This window comes from Oenococcus kitaharae (assembly GCF_025758695.1).
GTDB classification, from domain to species: Bacteria; Bacillota; Bacilli; order Lactobacillales; family Lactobacillaceae; genus Oenococcus; species Oenococcus kitaharae_A.
Map to the genome: position 1 here is coordinate 183,792 of NZ_JANJQP010000002.1, position 23,984 is coordinate 207,775.

Here is a 23,984-nt window from a genome sequence, read left to right on the forward strand (position 1 = left end):
TTACGCCAAAAATGAGCAAAATTAAAGAACTCGCTTTTTTCATTTTGATTCTGCCTCGTCGTGCGGGATTCAATTTTTTATTTTTGTAATCCAGCACTCACCTTATTATTATATTATTCTAGAGTTATGGTGAAATTAGAAGCAAAAAAAATCGGTGAAACTTTTAGGCAATTGAGGAAAGAAGAGAAATATAAGGGGCCTGACCTCGTTGCTGGTATTACTTCTATTTCGTCATTGAATAAATTTGAGAAAGGTGATCTCAACCTTTCGTTTGCGAAAGTAATAATGCTCCTCGATAGGCTACATATAAGCGCTGATGAGTTTATTCAGTTAATTGAACCAGATTTTGGCCGCAGCTACCAGGATTTAATAAACAAAATCTACCAAGATTATGTTCATAAAGATATCAGAAGCCTAAGGGAGGCTCTGGATGATGTTGCTAAACGATATCAAAACGAGGAAAGTAATTTTGGCATATTGATACAAGCGGTGGTGGTTGCTTTGATTAAAGATCTGGATCCTAATTTTGTTGTAGAACCCGAGATTAATAATCAGCTATTTGATTATTTGATGGCAGTTGAAAACTGGGGCAATTTTCAAATTAGTATATTTAATAATTGTCTGACCATTTTAAGTTCTCAAATGATTCATTCGATCATGAAGGAGCTTGCTTTTAAGATCAGCAAGATGGCTCATGTGCATGATAATCAAGAGTATGCTCTTACGGCAATTGTAAATGCTGTAGAAGTGTTGTTAAATCGAAACGATTTAGCCGGGGCACAACAATTAGTGAGATTTTTTGAGAATGCTCAATTGAGTCAAGAAGCAAGCGTGATTCGAATCAAGTTGGCTTTTTTCAAAAATCTTTTATCTAAAAATTCTGATGCATTACAAGATAATAGTTCGCTTATTCATACGTTAAGAGTTATTGGCTCTAAGCAATTAGCGTCCTCTTATGAAGAATATCAAGAAAAATTTCTCCAAGAACACCCTTTTTAAATTTGTGAAGAACTCGTTTTTTGCTACTAAAAAAAGATTTAAAAAGTGCTTTTTGATAGTATCTGATAATTTTGATCTGTGCTTAACAGATCGCTGTATAAAGAAGCTAAGGTATCGAACTTAGTGCGCGATACCTTGATCTAATTAGTTATGAACTTTTGTTGTTTATTGATCATTATGATTGGAGATACTTAAATATGACTTTTGGAAGCAAAATTAAAAAAATTGTCATTGTGACTTTGACTGTTGGTACTTTTGGTTTTTCCACGATTGCTCTTGCTGCAAATGTTAGTGGAGGCACCTGGAACTATGGCGTGGGGTGGAATGGTGACTATGGTTATTCGAACTATTATCATGGTAGCAGGTCGCACTGGTCAAAAGTTGTTAGAGGGTCGGAAACAAATACAAGCACAGGAGCAGCTGGCCACTGGTCTAAAGCCAGTATCCAACACTTTCCCCCAACTAGAATGAGTTATTATTATGGGTTTTAGATTGGTATGAACAAATAATTCATCCAGAACAAACAGGTTATTTCAAAATAATCTGTTTATTTTCAATAACTGTACTACAATAAGTGGTACAGTTATTATGGACTTTTTGGTCATTTAGAGGGTTCTTGCCATGAAAAAAATTACGTCATTGTGCTTGCTGATTGCGCTTATATTTGCCAGTTTTCTTGTCATCAATATTTACGAGACTAGAGACTATATCACTGTTAATAATCTGGGGCAGACGCCATCCTCTTTCCAGTTTTATATTTCGAATACAAATAGAACTGCCCGACAAGAACTGGCCTTTTTCAGGCAATTAGCCGATAAAGAAAAAGTCTCAATTTTTAGGACAGATACAAAAGGACAGAATAGTGATGTTGTCTTAAAGTCGGTTGTTTTTGAAAAAAGCAGTTTTCCTTTTCAACAATTCCATCTTCGTCCGCACAACTTATTTAAAAATGGCCAAAGTATCTACACAAGTTTTAAAACTGACAGCCGCTATCAAGCGGCGTCTATCCCCGTCTTTTGGTCAGCTAATAAAGTGCAGCTTCAGACAATGGCCCGCTATTATCGCCAAGATGACAAGTCGCTCAATGGCACTTATACAGTTTCCTCGACTCAATCAATTAATAAGACGGCCGTTGTCAATAAATTGAGTCAGTTTTTTGCCGTTAGTCCCAAGGTGCTGTTAACGTCCAGCTATGGCAGCGGCACTAGCTTTATCAATATTTCACTGATGCTGTTTGTCCTAATTATTGTGATGACTATATTAGTTTTGGCTATTGTGATCATCTACACGCCCCTGGCACAAATCAAAGAGATCGGGATTAAGAAACTTAATGGTATTAGCAACAGGTCGATTTTTTGGGATTTTATTAAAACGAACATATGCGTCATTATCCTAGTATCTATGTTAATTGATGCGACAGCTTGGTTTTATTTCCGTTATCGGCCCAGTGGCTTTTTCGTTTCTCTACTTATGTCGCAATTATTCATTCTGCTTCTGTTTCTTATCCTAAATGCTTTTGTCTATCTAACGATCAAGCAAGTGACAATTAGCAAATTATTGAAGAATTTTCTTAATTTTCGACTGGGGAATGTTCTTTGCCTGATCATGAAAGGCGTCATGATGTTGTTGGTTACTGCCTTACTGATTTTTATTGGCAATAATGTACATGCGCTGATGCAGCAGAATGCGTTTAATCGCAGCTGGCAAAAAAACGGTCGAGTCCTGACGCTCAATCAGTATCACGAATCAAATAGTGAATTTCAGGATAGTTTGTTAGGGGGACACCAAACGTCGGACAAATTATTTGTGTTATTTAAAAAACTAGAAAGGTCAACTGATGCCGTATACATAAATGGTGAGATGACTAAACCATACGCTACGGGCGGCGCGCAAAAGAAAGAAAATCAATCCTTATATTTCGCACGCAGAAAGTTTCCAGTCATGACGGTCAACAAAAATTATTTTAAGCATTTTCATAATCGACAGCTGGAATTAAGAAAAAATCCAAGTAATATCCGCCAGTTCATAGTACCTGCTTCCTATAAAAAACAAGCGGCTAAGACTAAGTACCTGTGTCAAAATCTTATTTTCAGTGATTTATCTTCGGCTGAAGAAAAGCGGACTAATCTGACTGATATTCCGGTGCAGATTGATTACTACGATGACCCTCAGCTCTCGGTTTTCCCATACAGGGCTGATACTAAAGATAATTTTGCTCAACCTATTTTTCAGATTTTCGACGACAATAATGCGACTTTTTTTGAAAAAATCATATTAACCAACAACGGGATTAACAATCCGATCAAAATCCAAAATACTGCTGCTAATCGCAGCAATATCAAGACAATTAGCCATTCTAATTTCTTTAGGCCTCTGCAGCTGCAATTTGTCACAGATAATTCGTTACTGGCCGATCAGGCATCCACTGATACAGAAGTAATTAACCGTTCATCAGCAGTAACCTTGGCTGTCTTTTTCCTAAGCCTTGTCTCTTCAATCTTCCTACTAGCCTGCATTATCCAAAGCAAGGCTAATCGTTTGGCCGTTGAGCGTTTATTAGGAATTAAATTATTTGACCGCTACCGGACAGAGATTATCAGTTTTGCCGCTTCATATATTATTCAGCTAGCGGCCATCATGATATTTGGGCGTTCCATGCTGCTGCTTCCCTTTGTCCTGCTGCTGATCGCGCTAGATGCCGCTATATCGGTTGCCTTCATTCTAATTAGAGAGAAAAGTAGTCTAGCACTGACATTGAAAGGGGAACAATCATGACTGACACGATCATCGAAATGAGGCACTTACAAAAAAGTTTTGGCAAGAAAACCGTTTTTCATCATTTTGATTTGACGATTCAAGCTGGTGAATTGCTGGCGATTACAGGGCCGAGCGGTTCGGGGAAATCGACCTTATTGAATATCCTGGGATTGATTGAGAATTTTGATGCCGGTGAATATTTGTTTTTTGGGAAGAAGAATATTAAAGCCAATTCGCGTTTAGCACAAATCATGATCCGCGATAAAATCAATTATCTGTTTCAAAATTTTGCTTTGATTGAGACTGAGACAGCCGAGGATAATCTGATGCTGGCGCTGAAATATTATAAAGCCAGCAAGGCACAGAAAAAAGCTTTGATTGCTGCCACGCTTGATAAAGTGGGCTTATCAGGGTACAGCCAAGGGAAAATTTTCGAGCTCTCGGGTGGTGAACAGCAAAGAGTCGCCATTGCGCGGGCTTTGATTAAGCCAGGTGATCTTGTGCTGGCTGATGAACCGACTGGGTCTTTGGATCATGAAAATCGCGATGAAGTACTGAGCCTTTTGACCGCTATGCACAAACAAGGCAAGACTGTGATTATTGTGACTCATGATCCCGATGTTGCCAAACAGACTGACCGTGTGATTGAAATTGTGTGAAGATCTGACTAAAATGATCTTTTCTGTCGTGTTCTGCCATAGAATAATCTCCATGCAGGAGGACAGATGGCAAAAACGATTGTGATTCGCGGAAATTCTGGCAGCGGGAAGACGACTGTCGCTAACCGTTTGCATGCTTTATTAGGATCCGGCAATTTGCTGATATCACAAGACCTTGTGCGCCGCGGCATGCTGAAGGTAGCCGACAAACCGCATAATTTAGCAATCGGCTTAATTCAAAATATGCTGATTTATGGTCAGCAACACTGTGATTACGTCATTTTAGAGGGTATCCTGCCTAGCAGCAAATATGGTCAGATGCTGCGCCAGACTTTATTGCCGGAGGACGATGTCTTTGCTTATTATTATGATCTGCCTTTCCAAGAGACTTTAAAAAGACATCAAAGCAAGCAGGGAGCGACATTTGGCGAAAAGGAAATGGCCGCTTGGTTCATTCCACATGACTTGCTCGGGCTTGCTCAAGAAAGAATCATCGATGAGACGGTCAGTCCTGATGATTTATTGAAAATCATCTGTCAAGATATTGGTGTTGCGGTGGGAAAACCTTTGGATAAATAGTGTATTTTGTAAAACCTTTTGGTCTTTTTTTGTTATGCTGAAAAATGCAATTATTAAAGGATATAGTCACTTGAACAGGCTTTATCTATGTCCGTTTTTGCAAAATAGGTCTTCTTTCCTACTAATATAAAGGTAATAAATGAAGGCAATCTTTCGAGTGATATAATTTTATAGGTACGTATCTGGAGGAATAATGGTAGATATTATTAAGACCAATGCCGTTTTCAAAGCCGGCGAAGGCAACAAAGGCACTCTTAGTTTCGAAATTCCGGCCGCACAAATTAACGGTGGCTTGGACGAAGCTTTTAATCAGCAAAAAGATAAAATCAACATTCCTGGTTTTAGAAAGGGACATGTATCCAAAGACATGTTTTTGGCACGTTTTGGCGAAGAAGCACTATATGAAGATGCTCTCAATGCGATTCTGCCAGATGTTTATGATCAGGCTGTAACTGATGCCGACATCACGGTCGTTGGCCGTCCGCAGATCATTCCTGATGATTTAAAGCATGGCGGTCCTTGGAAGATTCATGCTGAAGTTGTTTTGGCACCAGCAGTTAAGTTGGGCGATTACAAGGGTATCGAAGTCGAAAAAGAGTCCGATGAAGTCAGCGATGATGAATTGAACGCTGAATTAGCTCGTTTGCAAAAAGGCGAAGCTGAGTTGGTGCCTGCTAAAGAAGGCGACAAAGCCGAGAACGGCGACACGGTTGTGATTGATTTTAATGGTGCTGTTGATGGCAATCATTTTGACGGCGGCAAGTCTGAGAACTTCAGCTTAAGCTTGGGTTCAGGACAATTCATCCCTGGATTTGAAGACCAATTGGTCGGACACCAAGCTGGTGACGATGTCGATGTCAAAGTAACGTTCCCTAAGGAATACCAGGCCAAGGATTTGGCTGGTAAGGAAGCCGTTTTTGCCGTTAAAATCCACGAATTGAAGAAACTCGAAACACCCGCTTTGGACAATGAATTTGCTAAAGATGTTGATGATACTGTTTCTTCTCTTGAGGAATTGAAGGCCAAGACCAAAGAAAAGCTTTCTAAAGACAAAGCTGACAAGAGCCAGGACCAATTCGAAGATGCCGCCATCCAAAAAGTGGTTGACGCTTCAAGCTTGGATCCTGACAAGTTGCCTGATGAATTATTGCAGGACGACATTTCTCGTCAGACTCAGAACTTTTTCAATAATTTGGCTTCTCAAGGCATCCAGCCGCAGATGTATTTCCAGATCACTGGCACAAGCCAAGAACAGCTGACTCAGCAGATGACAGAAGGCGCGCCTAACCGTGTCAAGACTAATTTGGTGCTTGAAGCCGTTGCCCGTGCCGAGAAGGTGCAGCCAACTGCCGATGAGATCAATGCCCAGGTTAAGAGCCTGGCTACTGAGTACAATATCAAAGAAGCTGAAGTTGAAAAATCAATTTCTGCCGGTCTTCTGAGCCACGATTTGAAGATTCAAAAAGCCGTTGACATCATTGTCAGCAACGCTAAAGCAGTTGCAAAGAAGTAATCATTAAAAACGCATTAAGCGTTTTTTTATTTGCTTTCATAACTATTTGTAATATGCAAACTTTGATATAATAGACGCTATGGACGTAGAATCGATGCAATCAACGATCGCTTGCTCTTTTTGCGGCAAGCGGCAGGATCAGGTGAAAAAATTAATCGCTGGTCCCGGTGTTTATATTTGTGATGAATGTGTGGCTTTGGCTCAGCAGATCATTGATCAGGAATTGGCCAACGAGCAGCAGACACTCATTCTTGATGATTTACCAACACCAAAAGAAATCGTCAATCGCTTAAATGACTATGTGATTGGCCAGACAGAAGCTAAAAAGACTTTGGCTGTCGCAGTTTACAACCATTACAAGCGTGTCAATGAATCTTTGGAACACAAAAGTGATGTCGAACTGCAGAAGTCAAATATTCTGATGGTCGGACCGACTGGTTCTGGAAAGACTTATCTAGCACAGTCTTTGGCCAAGATGCTGGATGTGCCATTCGCCATTGCTGACGCAACGACCTTGACTGAAGCTGGTTATGTGGGCGAAGATGTTGAAAATGTTGTCTTAAAGCTTTTGCAGGCAGCCGACTTTGATGTTGAAAAAGCCCAGCGCGGCATTATTTATATCGATGAAATCGATAAAATTGCTAAGAAATCCGAAAATGTCAGCATCACGCGTGATGTTTCCGGCGAAGGTGTCCAGCAGGCTTTGCTAAAGCTGCTGGAAGGCACGATTGCTTCGGTACCACCACAAGGTGGCCGCAAGCACCCCCAGCAAGAATACATTCAAGTCGATACCACGAACATTCTCTTTATCGTCGGTGGCGCCTTTGACGGTGTCAATGGGGTAATTCGCGATCGTCTTGGCGAATCAATGATCGGCTTCGGTCACGAAGACCAGCAAGCCAAGCAGGAATTTAACAAAGAGAATCCTTTGACTCAGCTGACCGATCAAGACATTATCAAGTTCGGGCTGATTCCGGAATTCTTGGGTCGTTTGCCAATTATTTCTGTCTTAGATCCTCTGTATGAAGATGATTTGGTCCAAATCTTGACGAAGCCGAAAAATGCCTTGGTCAAACAGTACCAAGCTTTGTTCGCTTTAGACGGCGTCAAGCTTGAATTTGAGCCCAGCGCCTTAAAAGAAATGGCTAAAATTGCGATCACGAAGAAATCCGGTGCGCGTGGCCTGCGGTCAATTATGGAAGCGACGATGAAAGAAACCATGTACGAGATTCCGTCAAAACCTGAAATTACACAGGTGACTGTCACCAAAGCAGCTGTCGATGGCAAGTCTCAGCCAAAGATGATTGCAGCTTCCAAAAAAGCTTTAGCTTCATAATGCTTGTTTAATTGGGATAGACCAATATATAATGGAGCTATGGCTAAATTAATTAAGAATGTTGATATCTATACTGGCGCAGGAGTCGTGAAAAATGGCTTTCTGCGCTTTTCTAATACAATTGAAGCAGTTGGCAGCATGGCTGAGTTCACGCCGGAAGCTGATGATGAGCTTGTTCAAACGACAGCCGGCAGTATCCTGGTGCCGGGCTTTATCGATGTCCATACGCATGGCGGTTATGGTTTTGATACGATGGATGCCGATGTTGACGGCTTGAACCGTTTCACACAGCATTTGCGCCAAGAAGGGATCACGACTGTTTTTCCGACGACGATCACACAGACTAAAGAGCATATCGATGCAGCTTTAAAGTCGATTGCCCAAGCCGCTGAACATAATTCGATGATTCGCGGTATTCATTTGGAAGGCCCCTTTATTAATGCGGAAATGAATGGTGCTCAGCCGGCACAATATGTGATCAAACCAGATCTGGAATTGTTTAGGCAATGGCAGCAATCGGCTAATGGCTTGATCAAATTACTGACATATGCACCAGAAGAAGCCGGTTCGGATTTTGAAGCCGGCCTGCATAATATGGGCGTGGTATTGTCCGCCGGGCATACGGATCAGTCTTATTTCAAGATGAATAAAGGCCAGACTTTAGCGACGCATGTGACGCATTTGTACAATCGTCAGTCGCAGCTGGAAGGCCGCGAGCCCGGTGTGACGGGTTATGGTGTTTTGACGCCTTCCGTGAAAGTGGAATTAATTACGGATGGCGTTCATGTGTCGGGTGAAATGGTGAAGTTGGCTTATCTGCTGAAGGGCCCGCACGAGATTGAAATTGTCACCGATTCGATGCGCGCCAAGGGACAAAAGGAAAACGAAGTTTCTGAATTAGGCGGTCAGAAAGTGATTATCAAAGATGGCGCTGCACGTTTAGAAAATGGCCACCTTGCTGGATCTGTTCTGAAATATATTCTTGGATTTAAGAATGTCCAGAAATTTACAGGTGCCGGTATCGAAGATGCTGTCCAGATGACCTCTGTGAATCAGGCGCGTGAGTTCGGTCTGTCTGATGTTGGTACGCTGGAAGCCGGCAAACGGGCGAACTTTAACATTTTAAATGACCAGCAGGATCTGTTGGACAATTTTGTGGATGGAGATGGCTTAAAAGCCGCTGCAGCCTTATGAGTAGTGTGCCAGTGTTTCTTCGCATCCGAGATGATTTAGCAAAAAGAATCGACAAACAGCAATTTGAAAGCGGCAGCCGGCTGCCATCAGAGCGTTTACTAGCCCAAGAATATAAAGTATCGCGCATGACGCTGCGCCAAGCAACGACACTATTGGTTAACCAAGGCAAATTGCTGCGCAAACCGGGGTCAGGCACTTATGTGTCAGCACAAAATAATGAAGTCTCAGAAAATTTAAAGGGCGTGACCAGTTTTACACAAATTATGCGTTCGCAAGGTAAGACAGCTAAGACGAAATTTATTTTTTTAAAACGCCATCAGCCGTCTTTAATTGAGGCCTCGAATTTGGAAATCAGCCGTGATCAAGATGTGATTACGATGGAACGTGTGCGTTACGGTGATGATGAACCAATTGCCTATGAAATTACGACCGTTCCTGTTGCCTTAGTTGGCAACATCACGCGAAATGAGATGGCGGGCGGTTTGTATCAATACTTGGAAGAAAAGGGTTTTCGTTTTGGCAAGGCAATTCAGGAATTTTCTGCGCTGGTTCCGAATGTCAATATTTGTAAACGCCTTGATTTAACCAACGGCCAGGCAGCGCTTTTCTTAAGGCAGACTTCTTATCTAACCGATGGTAAACCTTTTGAATTCGTACAAACCTACTACGCTGGTGACCGTTATCGCGTTTATTTGCAGCGTGAGTGACGATCATACTTGGACAAATAAAAACACCTCAATTGTGGGGTGTTTTTTTATGGCTATACGGCGTGATTGCTGTGTTTGGCCCACCAATCACCAATTGCTTGGATACCGAAAATTAATAGAAGCAGCAGAATCGTACCAACCCAGACCACATCGTATTTGGACTGCTGGCCGAAGGTGACGACCGTGTTGCCTAAGCCGCCAGAGCCGATCGCACCAGCCATGGCTGTTAGCCCGATCAGGCTAATCAAAGTCACAGTCGACACACGGATCATTTCCGGCAGGCTTTCTTTCATATAAATTATGAGCAAATCCCAATTGTTGGCGCCAAGTGCCTGAGAAGCTTCAATTTTGCCTGGGTCAACAGCTTTCAAAACGACTTGAATCTGGCGAGCATAAAAAGGTGCGACGGATAGGCTCAAGGGAACCAAGGCAGCTGTTGCGCCTAAGGTGGTGCCAATCAGCAGGTGTGTAAAGGGTGAGATAACGAATAGCAGAATGATAAAAGGGACTGCGCGGAAGACGGAAACGATTTTATCGGCCAGCCAGAATACCGGCCGGTTAGGCAAAATGCCGTCGTTATCTGTTAGGACAAGAATGATGGCAAAAATCAGCCCGATTAAACCGCCAATCAGGGCTGAAAAAAGCGTCATAAACAAAGTCTGATAGATAGATTGCCACCAGCCGTAGTCGCCGCCCCAACCCATTGAGATCACATTGGGCATGATTTTATTTAACCAGTTAATCATTTTCCCTCCTTGATCGTCTGCAAACCGATTTTCCTGTCTTTAATTTCTGCTAAGGCTTTTTGAATGTTTGCCTTGCTGCCTTGCAGAACCACAATCAGCGTGCCGATGGCGATCCCCTGGATGCTTTCAACGTTGCCGTATAAAATATCAGCGGTCACATCAAACTTTTTTGCCAAAAGGGAGATCACTGGTTCACCAGTCGTACTGCCGCTAAATGATAGTTCGACAAGAAGTGCATTACTGGGAAGCTGTTTGACTTCAGGCTGCTGCAAGACCTTTTCCAGCGCTTCTTGACTGCCGGAAGCTGTCTCGATGAATTCTTTGGTTAAAGCTTTTTGCGGATTGGCAAAAATATCATAAGTCGCATTTTGCTCGATAATTTCACCGTTTTTCATGACGGCAACACGGTCGGCGATGTTTTTTACCACCTGCATTTCATGCGTAATCAAGACAATCGTGACACCGGTCTTCTTATTCAGATCCGCTAATAGCTGGAGAATCTGCTTGGTCGTTTTTGGATCCAAGGCACTGGTTGCTTCATCAGAAATCAGGATCTCCGGATCATTAGCCAAGGCTCTGGCAATCGCGACACGCTGCTTTTGGCCGCCGGATAATTGAGCTGGATAGTTATCAATCCGGTCTGTTAGCCCGACCTGGTCAATCAATTTTTTGGCCTTGGCGATGCGTGCTGTTTTGTTAAGACCAGAATGTTTCAAGGCAAAAAGCACGTTTTGCAAAACGGTCGACTGATCTAACAGATTAAAATGCTGAAAAATCATGCCGATTTTTTGCCTCAACTGCCGCAGAGCCTTGCCCTTGATTAAGACTTGCCCGTTCGCCACGCTGTGAACGTGGGCAACAGAAATATCACCCAATGTCGGGCCATGCAGCAGATTAATCAAGCGAACCAGTGTTGATTTACCGGCACCAGAATAACCGACGATGCCAAAAATCTCGCCAGCTTTAATCTGTAAATTGATGTTTTTAACCGCATCTACGGCCTCGCTGCCGTTTTGAAAATGGACGCTGACATCTTTAAAATCGATGATTGGATCACTCATAACTGCTAATTAGTTCCTTAATAAATTCGATATGATCATCATAATCTTTCAAACGGACATTTTCATCCGGTGCATGATCCGCTGAAGCAGCATAGCCAATACCAACAGCTGCGATCGGCGATTTAAAGTTGTCGTAAAAATAAGCCGCCGGGCCGGTTCCTGGCGAAGTCGGCAGCAAGGAAATATCATCACCATAAATATGCTTCGTAATCGCAATCACACGCTGGATTTCGTCAGCTGAGAGGTCAGAGCGATAGGGTTTTTCGCCTAAAGTATAGACGGCTTTGACATTTGTAAAGCCTTTTTCCTTCAAGTGAGCTGCGACTTTATCAAAAATATCATGCGGATCTTGGTCCGGAACCAAGCGAATTTCAAGTTTGGCCACAGCTTGGGCAGGCAAAACAGTTTTCACACCGGCCTCTTCATAACCACTGCTGATGCCTTCGATGTTCAAAGCCGGCGAGAAGTAGAGGGCTTTTAATAATTCCTCGCGGGTGCTGCTGTTTAAAAGCGGCGCTGTTAGTTTGAAATCGTTGACTAATAAATGCTGATCAATGGTTGAGTATTTTTCGACCAGATCCTGTTCACGCGTGCTAGCTGGGCGGACTGTGTCATAAACACCCTTGACTGCGATCGTGCCGTCCGGATTACGCAGGGAATTAATCGCCTCTAATAATTGCCAAGCAGCTGAATCGATAACAGGTGCCAAACTGGAATGTAAATCACGATCAGCCGTCTTGGCAACTAAATCAAAAGTCACAATACCCTTAGTGCCGCCGTTAATTTCTTGCTGATCTTTGCTATTATAGCCGCCGGATTCCCAAATAACCAAATCATTCTGCAGTTCGGCTGCGTGTTTGATCAGATAGTCGGAAAGGCCGCGTGAAGCCGTTTCTTCAGAACCTTCGACGACAAAATCAATGTTGACTGGTAATTGATGATCGTGGGCGTCCAAGTATTCAGCTAAAGCAGTTAAACGCGCCAATAAATTGCCTTTGTCATCATCAACGCCGCGGCCGAAAAGTTTACCATCGCGCTGGGTTAAAGTCCAAGGATCACTGTGCCAAAGATCAAAAGGTTCGGCCGGCTGGACGTCATAATGGTTGTAAATCAAGATGGTCTTTGCACCTGCTTTTGCTGCTTTGAATTTGGCAATCACGAGCGGGAATTCAAATTCATCATCGATGGCGACCTGATCGGCCTTTAATTGCTGGAAGTAGCCGCTGATCAGCTGACTAGCTTCTTTTAAACCGGTTTTCTTCGCTGAAACGCTGGGAATCTTGATCAAGTCAGCGAGTTTATCCAAATATTCTTGTCTAATTTCTGTTTTTTCAGGCATTTTTTCTCCTTTTAAATTTGTTATTTAGCAACATCGACCCAGGCGGCCGGGTGCGAGTATTTTTCCAATTCCTGTAGGGACAATCTAATCGCTGCGTTCACATCTCCGGCGGCTGGATAATAGAGGTCGTGTTTTTCTAATGAACGGTCCAGATAAACACGGACGCCGGGATTCAAGGCGAAAGGACAGACAGCGCCGGCCACGTAACCGACTATTTGTTCCAATTTATCGTTGGCGATCATGGTCGGTCGTTTTCCAAAACTGGCCTTGAATTTTTGATTGGAGACACGTGTCAATCCGCTGGTGACGACGACTAACGGGCTGCCATCCAAGTCAAAAGCCAAAGTCTTAGCGATTTGGTCGGCTTGAATGCCTAATGTCTCGGCTGCCTCTTGCACAGTCGCAGTCAATTTTTGGAAAACATGGATTCTGTCAGCCAGTCCGTATTGTTGAAAATAATCTGCCACTTTTGCAACTGACATATGCTGCTCCTTTTAAACTTTATTTGAAGCACAAGTTTATGCTTTCGGATTTTTCGTGAGGGATCTTATAGGATCCGAACGTGACGGCAGGAGTCGAACCTGCATAACATTGCTTATGAAGCAATTGAGCGGCCGCTGCTCGACATCACTAGAACCAAGCGCTTTGTGCGCTTTGAAACTTATTCAGGCCAAACAGTTTTGGCAGTCTGGATCACGAGTTTTAACTTATCCCATTGCTGAGCTTCGGTTAACTTGTTGCCTTCTTCAGTGGACGCAAACCCACATTGGGTGCTGATGGCCAAATTAGAAAGGGGTACGTAAGTTGAAGCCTCTTTAATACGATCAACTAATAATTCTTGACTCTCTAATTCAGGAAACTTCGATGTCACGATCCCAAGGACGATTCTTTTATTTTTATCTTGATTCCAAATCTTGGTTAGGGGCGCGAAACCACCGGAACGGTCACTGTCGTATTCCAAGAAGAGACCGTCGTAATTTAACTGGCCAAGATAGTCGGCAATCGTGTCATAGCTGCCAGAGAACAAGTAAGTTGACTGAAAGTTACCACGACAGATATGTGTTGTGACAGTTAAGTCTTCAGGCAGACCATCCAGAATTTGGTTGATAATCTGAACAGAGTCAGTCGCAATTTTTTCAAAAGCAGCGTGTTTGTCCGGATCATCTTTGCTGGCATTTAAACTGCTGATCAAAAAGGCCCAAGTCGTATCGTCTAATTGAACGTAACGTGCGCCCAATTCATAAAAATGCAAGATGGTCTGACGATAGGCAGTGACAATATCGGACAAATAATCCTGCCAATTATCGTAAAACTGATGCCAGTTATCACTACGGTTGTCGCGGAAGAGCAGACTGGGAGATGGAATTGTCTGCTTAGGCAGAACACCCTTAGGCGTGATTGATTTCAAGTAGCCGAAGGCGGCAAAGAAGGGATGATCAGGATTAAAAGCAATTTTTCCAATTAGTTCGGCGTTATCTGTACGCGTCTTGCTGCCGTGAAACTTATAACTTTTTTCATAATCATATTTACCGACACCATTCAGTCCCCAGAGAAAATCCAAATGCCACCAGCTGCGTGAAAATTCGCCGTCAGTCACATCTTTTAATCCGAGTTGGACTTGTTCATCAACGATGCGCTTGATTTCTTTATGCTGAACTTCTAACAACTGGGCTTGATCAATCTGACCGGCTGCTAATTGTGCATGTGCGTCCTTTAAATCTCGCGGCCGCAGCAGGCTGCCGACAATATCGGCTCTAAAAGGCGGCTTAACTAATGTAACTGTATCTGTATTTTCTGACATGATTTTGTCCTCTGCTTTTTAAGTGCTGGCTTACTTCAGCTTGATATCCCAGGCTGCCAGCGAAGTTCCGCCTGAGTATTTTTTGATCAAACGCTTGATTTTCTTTTCGTGATAACCCTTGATAATTTCTTTATAAGCAGCGTATTTGCTCTTATTTTGTTTGTAATTCGGACGAGCTGCAATCACGTTGATCCATTTACGGGAAGCCTTGTTAACCGGCTCCACATAGATGGCTGAATTGAATTTTAATCCAGCAGCCGGAACGAAGGTGTTATTAACGAAAGCGGCATCAACAGAACCCAACGAACGGGCCGTTTGCGAAGCTTCCACAAGCACAATTTTGATGTTCTTGGGATTGCTGGTAATGTCAGACGGCGTTGCCAGTTTGACGCCCTTCTTTAATTTAATTAAGCCGGCCGTCTGCAAAGCGACAAGCGAGCGGCCTTCGTTAGTCGCATCGTTAGGAATCGCAATCTGGGCGTTCTTTGGTAAATCTTTGACGCTTTTGTAATTCTTTTTCGTATAAAGACGTAGCGGCGCGATAACTGTTTTAGCAATCGGCTTTAAATTAGCGTTATTTTCTTTGTTCCAATTATCCAAAAAGTAATAATGCTGGAAGGCGTTGATATCGATGTCGCCGTCTGCTAAGGCACGGTTAGGCTGACTGTAATCAGTGAATTGGACAAAACGAAGTTTGACATTGCCATGTTTTTTAGCATATTGGCTGATGACTTTCCACTCGGCCTTGTCCTCGTCGTTCATCGTCATGACGCCGACTTTGATCGTGATCGCCTTAGCTTTGGCATCGGCAGTGTTAGTTTGAGATACGGCTGGCGCAATGAAGGCCAATCCGCTGGCGGCTAAGACCGTGAGTGAAACGTATGCAGTTTTCTTGAGTGTGTTTTCCATGTAATAGACCATCCCATTTTCTTAAACGATTTCAATCCGGAAACAAAGGTATAAAAAAATCGCTCCTGAAATACAGAAGCGATTAACGCGTTACCATCCTGCTTTACTTGTTTTGTTGCCAAAAACAAGTCTTGCCAACCATCTAAAGCAAAGCGTATGAGCTGCCTCTAATGGCGTGCCCGGTAACGAGGGCCATTCCGTCTGGTGTTTTCCGTAAACGGTTCGCACCAGCCAATCACCGGCCATGTTCATCTCTCCCCGCACGTTGGCTTGCATCAAACGCCAACTTTCTCTGCTTTGGTTCAAAACTACTCTCCGGATCAAGTCGTTTGAAATCTATGTCTACAAATATAACATAGCTGGCGCGTTTGTCAAACATCTACAACGTCATATTACAAAATCCCACCCTTGCTTCTGCCACTGCCTGTTTCGTGTCACAATAATCTTGTAAATCTAAAAAGGAGCATTTTATGACACAGCATGCGTATATGATCGGAAGCGGCATCGGCAATTTGGCAGCCGGCCTGTATTTGATCCGAGATGGCCATTGGTCAGGCGATCAAATCACTTTCTATGGCCTAAATTCCCATGGTGCAAATGATGGTGACAAAGTCGAAGCTTACACAAAAGAATATAAGGGTCCTAAATTATCCAATACAGCCGGCTTTTTAGCCGAGGGCGGCCGTATGTTGAACGAAGAAACCTACGAAAATTTGTGGGATCTGTTAAAAAGTGTGCCTTCTTTAGACAACCCGGGCCAATCTGTAACTGATGATATTTTGAATTTTGATCATCAGCATCCGACTCACGATGTTGCAAGGCTGATGGATAAGACAGATGGTTTGCGGATTCGCGGCAAGAATGATTACAACAAGATGCAGTTTAATATGAAAGACCGCACTTTGCTTTCGAAATTGATGATGATCCCGGAAAAGGATGAGCAGCAGCTAAACGATGTGTCGATTGCCGATTGGTTCAAAAATAGTCCACATATTTTCACGACTAATTTTTGGTACATGTGGGAAACGACTTTTGCCTTTAAAAAAGAGTCTTCTGCTATGGAACTGCGGCGTTATATGAACCGGATGATTTTGGAGTTTTCCCGCATTAACACACTGGAAGGGGTCACACGAACGCCCTATAACCAATATGAATCCTTGATTCTGCCCATGCGTCAATATTTAATTGATCAGGGCGCTAAATTCGTTAACGATGTGAAAGTGACAGCTTTTGATTTTGCTGATACGCCTTTGCGTGATGATATTATCGTCAAAGGTCTGCAAATCGAGCAGCAGCCTGCTGGTGAAAAGTCCACGATCGCCCTAGCAGAAGACGACCTGGTCTTTGATACGAACGGCGCGATCACGGATTCAGCCAGCATCGGCGATCTCGATACACCGATTGTCGAAAATGACGAATACGCGCCGTCAGCAGCTCTGTGGAAACAAGCGACTGAACACTTTTACTCCTTAGGGCAGCCGGATAAGTTTTTCAATGACAGGCCGCAATCGGAATGGATGAGTTTTACAGTCACGACGAATAATCATTTTCTACTGAATCAAATTACGCGTATTACGCAGCAGCAGCCCGGAAACGCCTTGAACACTTGGGTTGATTCCAGTAATCTGCTTTCGATTGTTGTACATCACCAGCCGCATTTTAAAGCACAAAAGGAAAATGAGACGATCTTTTGGGGCTATGCGATGTTGCCTAGAGTCAATGGCGATTATGTCGATAAGCCTTTTATTGACATGACTGGCCGCGAGATTCTGACTGAGCTGCTTGGTCATTTGAATGAAGTTGATGATAGCCAGGATAAATTAGCTAACCACTTAGATGAGATCTGGGATTCGATTGTAAACGTAATCCCTGTCTATATGCCTTATGCCAGTGCACTATTTAACCGACGGGCAGTCGGCGACCGGCCAAAAGTCGTTCCGAAAGGATCGAAAAATTTGGCTTTCATCAGCCAGTTTTCCGAGATGCCTTTCGATATGGTCTTCACGGAACAATATTCAATACGTGCCGCTCAGACGGCCGTCTATCATTTTTTGGGCATCCCTGAGACTAAGCTGACCAAACTGCACCATTATGAAAAAAATCCTGTGGTCATGGCAAAAGCCTTAAAAACAATGTTCCGTTAAACCAAAAAACAGGCAAATGCCTGTTTTTTGGTTTAATATCTTTTAGAGACGGATTACAAATGATTCAAGTTGGAAATCAGTACACCACCGAGAACAACCAGCAGGGCACCAATAACAATTTTGACCATTTGATCTGGTGTCTTCTTTTCGTGCAAGAGATAGATACCGCCAAAGGTACCGACGATCACGCCCATCTGTGACAGCGTGGTAGCAGTAGCTTGTCCAATTGCCGGATTGGCAGTGGAAATAAACATGAATAAGTTACCAATACCCCAGCTAAGACCAGTCAGAATGTTCTTCCAAGTTGGTTTTTCAAACATCCTATTGCCTTCATGGAAGACGAATAAGACGATCAAAAAGGCACCCAGCACTTGTCCGATTGATTGCGGGCCAACGATAGCAGTCATGTAATCAACGCCATTGTGCGCATCATGAACCGCTGGGCTGATAAAGCCGGTCTTAAACATCAAATTCGGAAAAACAAAGTAGAACATGTAGCCAATTGTTGAAAGCAGAATGGCAATCAGGCCGTGCGTATATGAAGCTGGCCGCGCCGTATTATTCTGTTTTGCAGCACGGGAACGAGCAGCGGTAAGCAATGCACCAACCGTTACCAAGGCAACGGCAATCACACCGAAGATCCACATGTTAACAGTCCGCCATTCAGCTAAGACGATTGCAGCCATCAAGGCATTTGAGATGATCTGTCCAGCAGTTGAAATTGGAAAGGCTGAAGACACGCCCATATCCTTATAAGCGACAAATTGTCCAGCCGTTCCTACAGCCCAGAACAAGCCTGACAGCAAGCCGACTACCCAAATATGATAATCGACGGAGATTCCTTGAGGAATCACGAAGATAAACATCGTAGCGAGGCCAAAGATCAGAGCACCAAAGGTCATACCTAATGTCTGTTGAGCGGCCGAACCACCCATTTTTGTATTAATTAATCCCGTCGAACCCCAAGTGAGGGCCGGGATTAGTGCAAATAAAATTCCCATAAAAACCTTTCTGTATTGGTAGACGTTGTGTAAAGCGTTTTACGTAACTTTTCCATTATCCAACAAAAGGAAAACGATTTCAAGTATCACAAAAAGGCTGATTAATGATCGTATTTGCCAACATAAACATACAAATTTTGTGTTGAAACACCCAGATCGAACTGGACGCCTTTAGAGCGAATAGGACGCAGCGATGTCGTTTTGGCATTGTTTGCCTGACGAGCTGTTTTGCCAAAATCCTTGAGTACTTGGCTGGGATCTGCACCGCTGGCTTGTGCAATCAGGGCTAAGACAGTGACAAAAGAACCTGTTGTTTGTTGTGCTTTTTGATTTCTCAGGCTGGCTAAAGGCGAGATAAGCGTTATACCGATCAGCTGCTGATGCCGGACATTGATTCTTAGCTGGTAGCTGTGCTGGGCAGGCAGGCTGCGGATCGTGTTATTTAGCTGCACTGGCAGCAGTTCTTTTTGGCTGTTTTTTTGAATTTTGGCCATTGCGGCAGCTAGTTCTGCTGCTTGCTGCTGGCTTTTTGCGGGATCGGCAGCCGGATTTTTAGCTATCTGCTGGAGATGTTTGGGCAAACGGCTGGCAATTAATGCTTGATTATAGATTCCGGCGAAAAGCTGGTAGTCTGCTAAAGCTGTTGCAGCAGAAACAGTGACTTTTTTTGAACGCCCGTGATTATAAATCGTGACAATCTGTTTGTGGTCGGAAGCAGGCAGATTAATGGCAAAACTGCCTGACCGGACTGCTATCGTTCTTTTTGTACCGTTACCGACTCGATATTGAATTTGTTTGGCGGGGCTGGCCGTACCGCGAATGTTAGCAGACATCCCGCTGATTCGGTAATGATTGTGTGTCGTCGACAACTGTGCCGGACGGAAAACAAACAGTAGCGTGCCGGCAGCTATAATGACCAGAAGCGCCGATATTGTTATGACAAGACGACTTTTCTTTTTCATATTAGATTACCGCCTTTCCGGAAAACTGGCTATTGTAGAGGTCAGCGTAAAAACCATTTTTTGCCATCAGAGAATCATGGCTGCCTGTTTCAACAATCGAACCGTGATTCATGACAACGATATGCTGGGCATCGCGAATCGTGGACAGACGATGAGCCACGACGAAACTTGTCCGGTCTTTTAATAGATTCTGCATGGCGTGCTGAATCTGGATTTCTGTCCGACTGTCGACTGACGAAGTCGCTTCATCTAAAATCAGAATTTCTGGATTAGCTAGAAATGCACGGGCGATCGTGATTAATTGCCGCTGTCCTTGCGAAATGTTGGAAGCTTCCTCATTTAAGAGTGTCTCATAACCCTTAGGCAGCTGCCTGACAAAACTATCAACATGAGCGGCCTTGGCCGCTGCTAGAATGTCGGCTTCACTGGCATTCTCACGGCCATAGGCGATATTATCGTGAATTGATCCGGAAAACAGCCAGGTGTCCTGGAGCACCATAGCAAAATGACTGCGCAGATCTGCACGGTCCAAGTCGCGCGTATCTCGTCCTCTAAAGCGGATGGAGCCGCCGCGAATGTCATAAAAGCGTTCCAATAAGTTGATCATCGTTGTCTTGCCGGCACCTGTCGGTCCGACGATTGCGACCATTTCACCTTGTTTGACTGGTAAATTATAATCGGTCATCAGCAGTTCTTTATTATCGCCGTAGGCAAACTGAACATGGTCGAAATTGATAATTTCAGATTCTTTGACTACTGGCAGATTCTGATGGTTATCCAGCATCTCATCTTCATCCAGTACCTGAAAAACACGTTCCGCCGAGGCGATTGTTGACTGAATTTGATTGGTCAAATTCGTGATTTGTGTAATTGGCTGGCTGAACTCATTCGTATACTGTAAGAAAGCTTGAATATTGCCGATGGTCACTTGGCCATTAGCGACTTTGATGCCGCCGATGATGGCAATGCCGATGTAACCTAAATTATTAATGAAAGTCATTAAGGGCATAATCATGCCGGAAACGAATTGTGCTTTCCAGCTGGCCTTATACAAACGCTCATTTTCTTCGGCAAAAGTTTTCCGTTCGCTATCTTCATGGTTATAGGCACGCACGATCGTATACCCAGCGTAGCTTTCCTCGATTTGGTTGTTTAACAGGCCAAGCGATTTCTGCTGGGCGGAAAAGAATTTTTGTGAACGTGGTGCCACGATGCCGATGATAACAATCGAGACCGGCACAATAATCAAGACCCATAAAGTCAGCTGCAAAGAAATGGACAGCATCATCCATAGAATCGAAAAGAAGGTCACAAAGGAGGTAATTAATTGCGTCAAATTCTGCTGTAAAGTTGATGAAATGTTATCCATGTCGTTGGTTGCCCGCGACATGACATCTCCATTTGTATGCGTATCATAGTAATTAATCGGCAGGCGGGCCATTTTGGCTTTCAAGTCACGCCGCAAATCAAAGACAGTTTTTTGCGAGACACGCGTCATCATATACTGCTGGATAAAAGACAGTAGTGCCGCGAGGACGTAGAGGATAATTACTTCCAGAATAATGCCGGCAATTTTTTGCCAGTTAATTGGAAAAGTCGAGATGGGGATGCCAGCTTTAATTTGTGCTCCTCCCGTCATGACACCTTTAAAAATTTCCGTTGTTGCCCGGCCGAGTATTTTCGGTGTTTGTGTCTGGAAAATCGCTGACCCGATCGCAAAGAGAATCACAAAAGTGACGGCCAGCCATTGTCTTTTCATATAAGCAAACAGCCGCTTGCTGGTTGGCCAGAAATGTTTGGCTTTTTGCACGGGACGGCCCATGCTAGGACCAAAAGAACCGCTGCCGTGCGACTGTTTTGTGTTTTTGCTTTCAGCCATTATTGATCTCCTTTACGAATTTGCGAGTCGATGATTTCCTGGTATGCCTGATTGCTCTTTTTAAGTTCGGCATGGGTACCAGCACCCGTCATGCGGCCGTCTTCTAAGACGAGGATTGTGTCAGCATCAACAACTGTCGAAATACGCTGAGCGACAATCACGACGACGGCTTTTTGGATTTCAGGATCTGTTTTTAATGCTGCCCGCAGTTTGGCGTCGGTTTTAAAATCCAAGGCCGAAAAACTATCATCGAAAATATAAATCGCCGCTTTTTTCACCAAAGCTCGCGCAATGGCCAAACGTTGTTTTTGACCACCGGAAAAATTATCGCCGCCTTGTTCGACGTGAGCATCCAGGCCATCAACCAATTCCTTGACGAAATCACTGGCTTGCGCAACGTCTAAGGCATGCCAAAGTTCCATATCAGTCGCCTGTGGATTACCGTATTTCAGATTTTCACGAATCGTCCCGGTAAACAAGATGGCTTTTTGCGGCGTCAAAGCAATCAAATCGCGTAAATTTTCCTGCTTGTAATCAGAAATATTTTGGCTGTTTACTTGGATACTGCCGGTCGTCACATCGTAAAAGCGCGGAATTAAATTAATCAGTGTCGATTTTCCGGAACCCGTGCCGCCAATAATTGCGACTGTTTGGCCGGATTTGGCAGAAAAAGTTACGCCGGATAGAGCTGGATCCTCTGCACCTGTGTATTTAAATCCGACATTTTTAAAAACTAGAGAAGCTGTTTGAGACGCGCTGGCTGATGCTGCGGGGTCTTTGATCGTGGATTGTGCTTGTAAAAGTTCGTTGATCCGATCAGCTGAGGCCTGGGCTCTGGGTACCATCACGAAAATCATGGCCAGCATCATAAAACTCAGCAGCACTTGCATGGCGTAAGTCATAAAAGCGACCAGATCACCGACCTGCATGGCTTGATCAGCAATCAAATGTCCGCCGAACCAGGTGATACCAACATTTGTGCCGGACATGACCAAAGTGACCAGCGGGAAAATCACGGACATGATTGAAAAGACTTTGACCGCGTTTTGCGTGAAGTCCTGATTGGCCTCTTTAAAACGGTCCTGTTCGAATTGGTCGCGGCCAAAAGCTCGAATCACACGGACGCCGGTCAAACCTTCGCGAAAGACCAGATTGATACGATCTGTTTTCTTCTGCATGGCTTTAAATAAAGGCACGGCATAATACATGGCAACGCCGATGATGAGGATCAATACTGGGATGGCGACCAGAAAGATCTCTGTCAAACGGGCGGATTTGCCGTAAGCTAAGACACTGGCTGCGATCAGCATAATCGGCGACATAATCATCAAACGCAAAAACATCATGACAACATTTTGAATTTGAACCACGTCGTTGCTTGTTCGTGTAATTAAAGAAGAAGTGCCGATTTTATCAAACTCTTCATTAGAGTAGCCCATGACCTTATCGTAGATATCGCGTCGAAGGCGCATGCCCAGTTTCTGGGAAGCCACCGATGATGTGTAGGTATTGGCCACGCCGAATAGGACGGAAAGCAGAGAATAAAACGCCATCCAAGCACCTGTGTGATAGATATATGTAATGTTTCCCCTAGCAACACCGTTATTGATCAGATCGGAAGTCAGATCCGGCAAACGCAGCATTGTATAGACCTGGATGATCATAAATAGGACCGATAGTGCGACAATCCAAGCACTCATGCGTCCTTTGGAAAGTTTAATCATGTTCTGTCTCCTTCTTGATACCGTATTTCAGCCAATTAATTTCTTTATCAGTCTGTGCCAGAATCTGATCTAAGCCAACAGCCTCGCCGGCGCGTTTTTTTGCAAAATAACTGCTGACGGCTTGCAGCACGAAACCTGAAAAAATTTTTTCCAGCGCTTTGAAATCATCCAGGCTGTCGATTCTCAATTCGGAAAAGTCGATGTAAGAAAGATCATCTAAAGATTGAATAGCCGGATCATCAAAATGAGAAAAATGCCGGAGCATTTTTTGACTGCGTTGAATATCCAGCCCTAATAAAGCATTTTCGAAAAGAACCGAATTGCGGCTTTTAATGATTGTGCCTATGAGCTGCTTATCCATAAAACGCCAAGCTTCAATCAGGTCGCCATCGTGTGTTAGGACAGCTTTCTTGAAATTTTCCTGAAAACTGCGGGCCTTGTTTTTAAAAAAATAGTGATAAAGATCGCTGATATCATCAAAATATTGATAAAAACTTCCGCGAGGAATCCCGGCATCCAAGACAATTCTGGCAACTTTGGCTTCCGCTAAGGGCACACGAGAAAACTCGTTTTGAGCTGCTCGCAGAATCCGCTGACGTTTCTCTTCGCTTAAATTGTAAAAAGTTTCTTTTGGCATAAAATGTGACGATCTGTCATGTGACAATATGTCATTT

General features: G+C 43.7%; 20 protein-coding genes, 1 tRNA gene and 1 pseudogene. 10 read left to right on the plus strand and 12 right to left on the minus strand.

The window, feature by feature from the left end; translation table 11 throughout:
* Positions 1 to 126 precede the first annotated feature (126 nt).
* From NRF22_RS04340 to NRF22_RS04380, 9 genes are all read left to right on the plus strand, one after another.
* A complete protein-coding gene (locus NRF22_RS04340; protein WP_263779396.1) occupies positions 127 to 999 on the plus strand; it encodes a helix-turn-helix domain-containing protein in 873 nt (290 codons plus the stop codon).
* A gap of 197 nt (positions 1,000 to 1,196) precedes the next feature.
* A complete protein-coding gene (locus NRF22_RS04345) occupies positions 1,197 to 1,490 on the plus strand; it encodes a lactococcin 972 family bacteriocin (protein ID WP_007744680.1) in 294 nt (97 codons plus the stop codon).
* Positions 1,491 to 1,620: 130 nt separating this feature from the next.
* Complete coding sequence (locus NRF22_RS04350; protein ID WP_263779397.1) at positions 1,621 to 3,774, plus strand: hypothetical protein; 2,154 nt, start codon at positions 1,621 to 1,623, stop codon at positions 3,772 to 3,774.
* Positions 3,775 to 3,782: 8 nt separating this feature from the next.
* The gene (locus NRF22_RS04355) at positions 3,783 to 4,415 is read left to right on the plus strand and encodes an ABC transporter ATP-binding protein (protein WP_028291815.1); all 633 of its coding nucleotides are present in this window, start codon (positions 3,783 to 3,785) and stop codon (positions 4,413 to 4,415) included.
* 66 nt (positions 4,416 to 4,481) lie between these two features.
* Positions 4,482 to 4,994 carry a uridine kinase gene (locus NRF22_RS04360; protein ID WP_263779398.1) on the plus strand — a complete coding sequence of 171 codons (513 nt, stop codon included), beginning with the start codon at positions 4,482 to 4,484 and terminating at the stop codon, positions 4,992 to 4,994.
* Between the two features lie 193 nt (positions 4,995 to 5,187).
* Positions 5,188 to 6,507, plus strand: coding sequence for a trigger factor (tig, locus tag NRF22_RS04365; RefSeq protein WP_263779399.1), 1,320 nt, complete (start codon positions 5,188 to 5,190; stop codon positions 6,505 to 6,507).
* Between the two features lie 79 nt (positions 6,508 to 6,586).
* Positions 6,587 to 7,843: an ATP-dependent Clp protease ATP-binding subunit ClpX gene (gene clpX, locus NRF22_RS04370; protein WP_263779400.1), complete on the plus strand. Its 1,257-nt coding sequence runs from the start codon at positions 6,587 to 6,589 to the stop codon at positions 7,841 to 7,843.
* 39 nt (positions 7,844 to 7,882) lie between these two features.
* Positions 7,883 to 9,037, plus strand: a complete 1,155-nt coding sequence (nagA, locus tag NRF22_RS04375) for an N-acetylglucosamine-6-phosphate deacetylase (RefSeq protein ID WP_263779401.1) — start codon at positions 7,883 to 7,885, stop codon at positions 9,035 to 9,037.
* Entirely contained in the window at positions 9,034 to 9,744 is a 711-nt protein-coding gene (locus NRF22_RS04380) for a GntR family transcriptional regulator (protein ID WP_028291813.1), read from the plus strand. Before nagA ends, NRF22_RS04380 begins: the two co-directional genes overlap by 4 nt.
* A gap of 53 nt (positions 9,745 to 9,797) precedes the next feature.
* Here NRF22_RS04380 and NRF22_RS04385 read toward each other — a convergent pair whose 3' ends face one another.
* The 7 genes from NRF22_RS04385 to NRF22_RS04415 all read right to left on the minus strand — a co-directional run bounded on the left by NRF22_RS04385 (position 9,798) and on the right by NRF22_RS04415 (position 15,600).
* Positions 9,798 to 10,490: a methionine ABC transporter permease gene (locus tag NRF22_RS04385; protein WP_263779402.1), complete on the minus strand. Its 693-nt coding sequence runs from the start codon at positions 10,488 to 10,490 to the stop codon at positions 9,798 to 9,800.
* The gene (locus NRF22_RS04390) at positions 10,487 to 11,551 is read right to left on the minus strand and encodes a methionine ABC transporter ATP-binding protein (RefSeq protein WP_263779403.1); all 1,065 of its coding nucleotides are present in this window, start codon (positions 11,549 to 11,551) and stop codon (positions 10,487 to 10,489) included. Before NRF22_RS04390 ends, NRF22_RS04385 begins: the two co-directional genes overlap by 4 nt.
* Positions 11,544 to 12,890: a M20/M25/M40 family metallo-hydrolase gene (locus NRF22_RS04395; RefSeq protein WP_007744665.1), complete on the minus strand. Its 1,347-nt coding sequence runs from the start codon at positions 12,888 to 12,890 to the stop codon at positions 11,544 to 11,546. Before NRF22_RS04395 ends, NRF22_RS04390 begins: the two co-directional genes overlap by 8 nt.
* A gap of 20 nt (positions 12,891 to 12,910) precedes the next feature.
* The gene (locus tag NRF22_RS04400) at positions 12,911 to 13,372 is read right to left on the minus strand and encodes a YbaK/EbsC family protein (protein WP_007744664.1); all 462 of its coding nucleotides are present in this window, start codon (positions 13,370 to 13,372) and stop codon (positions 12,911 to 12,913) included.
* Between the two features lie 78 nt (positions 13,373 to 13,450).
* Positions 13,451 to 13,522, minus strand: a tRNA-Met gene (locus NRF22_RS04405).
* A gap of 29 nt (positions 13,523 to 13,551) precedes the next feature.
* Positions 13,552 to 14,691: a vitamin B12 independent methionine synthase gene (locus tag NRF22_RS04410; RefSeq protein WP_007744663.1), complete on the minus strand. Its 1,140-nt coding sequence runs from the start codon at positions 14,689 to 14,691 to the stop codon at positions 13,552 to 13,554.
* 30 nt (positions 14,692 to 14,721) lie between these two features.
* Positions 14,722 to 15,600 carry a MetQ/NlpA family ABC transporter substrate-binding protein gene (locus NRF22_RS04415; protein WP_007744662.1) on the minus strand — a complete coding sequence of 293 codons (879 nt, stop codon included), beginning with the start codon at positions 15,598 to 15,600 and terminating at the stop codon, positions 14,722 to 14,724.
* Between the two features lie 464 nt (positions 15,601 to 16,064).
* Between NRF22_RS04415 and NRF22_RS04420 the strand changes: the two are divergent.
* Positions 16,065 to 17,744, plus strand: a pseudogene (locus NRF22_RS04420) (oleate hydratase); the annotation flags it as partial.
* Positions 17,745 to 17,797: 53 nt separating this feature from the next.
* Here the strand turns inward: NRF22_RS04420 and NRF22_RS04425 are convergent.
* The 5 genes from NRF22_RS04425 to NRF22_RS04445 all read right to left on the minus strand — a co-directional run bounded on the left by NRF22_RS04425 (position 17,798) and on the right by NRF22_RS04445 (position 23,974).
* On the minus strand, positions 17,798 to 18,745 hold the full coding sequence (locus NRF22_RS04425; protein ID WP_007744651.1) for a GRP family sugar transporter: 948 nt from the start codon (positions 18,743 to 18,745) through the stop codon (positions 17,798 to 17,800).
* A gap of 101 nt (positions 18,746 to 18,846) precedes the next feature.
* A complete protein-coding gene (locus NRF22_RS04430) occupies positions 18,847 to 19,707 on the minus strand; it encodes a hypothetical protein (protein WP_263779405.1) in 861 nt (286 codons plus the stop codon).
* A gap of 1 nt (position 19,708) precedes the next feature.
* Entirely contained in the window at positions 19,709 to 21,586 is a 1,878-nt protein-coding gene (locus NRF22_RS04435; RefSeq protein WP_007744647.1) for an ABC transporter ATP-binding protein, read from the minus strand.
* Entirely contained in the window at positions 21,586 to 23,310 is a 1,725-nt protein-coding gene (locus NRF22_RS04440; RefSeq protein ID WP_007744645.1) for an ABC transporter ATP-binding protein, read from the minus strand. The genes NRF22_RS04435 and NRF22_RS04440 overlap by 1 nt, the downstream gene beginning before the upstream one ends.
* On the minus strand, positions 23,303 to 23,974 hold the full coding sequence (locus NRF22_RS04445; protein WP_241778148.1) for a TetR/AcrR family transcriptional regulator: 672 nt from the start codon (positions 23,972 to 23,974) through the stop codon (positions 23,303 to 23,305). Before NRF22_RS04445 ends, NRF22_RS04440 begins: the two co-directional genes overlap by 8 nt.
* Positions 23,975 to 23,984 lie beyond the last annotated feature (10 nt).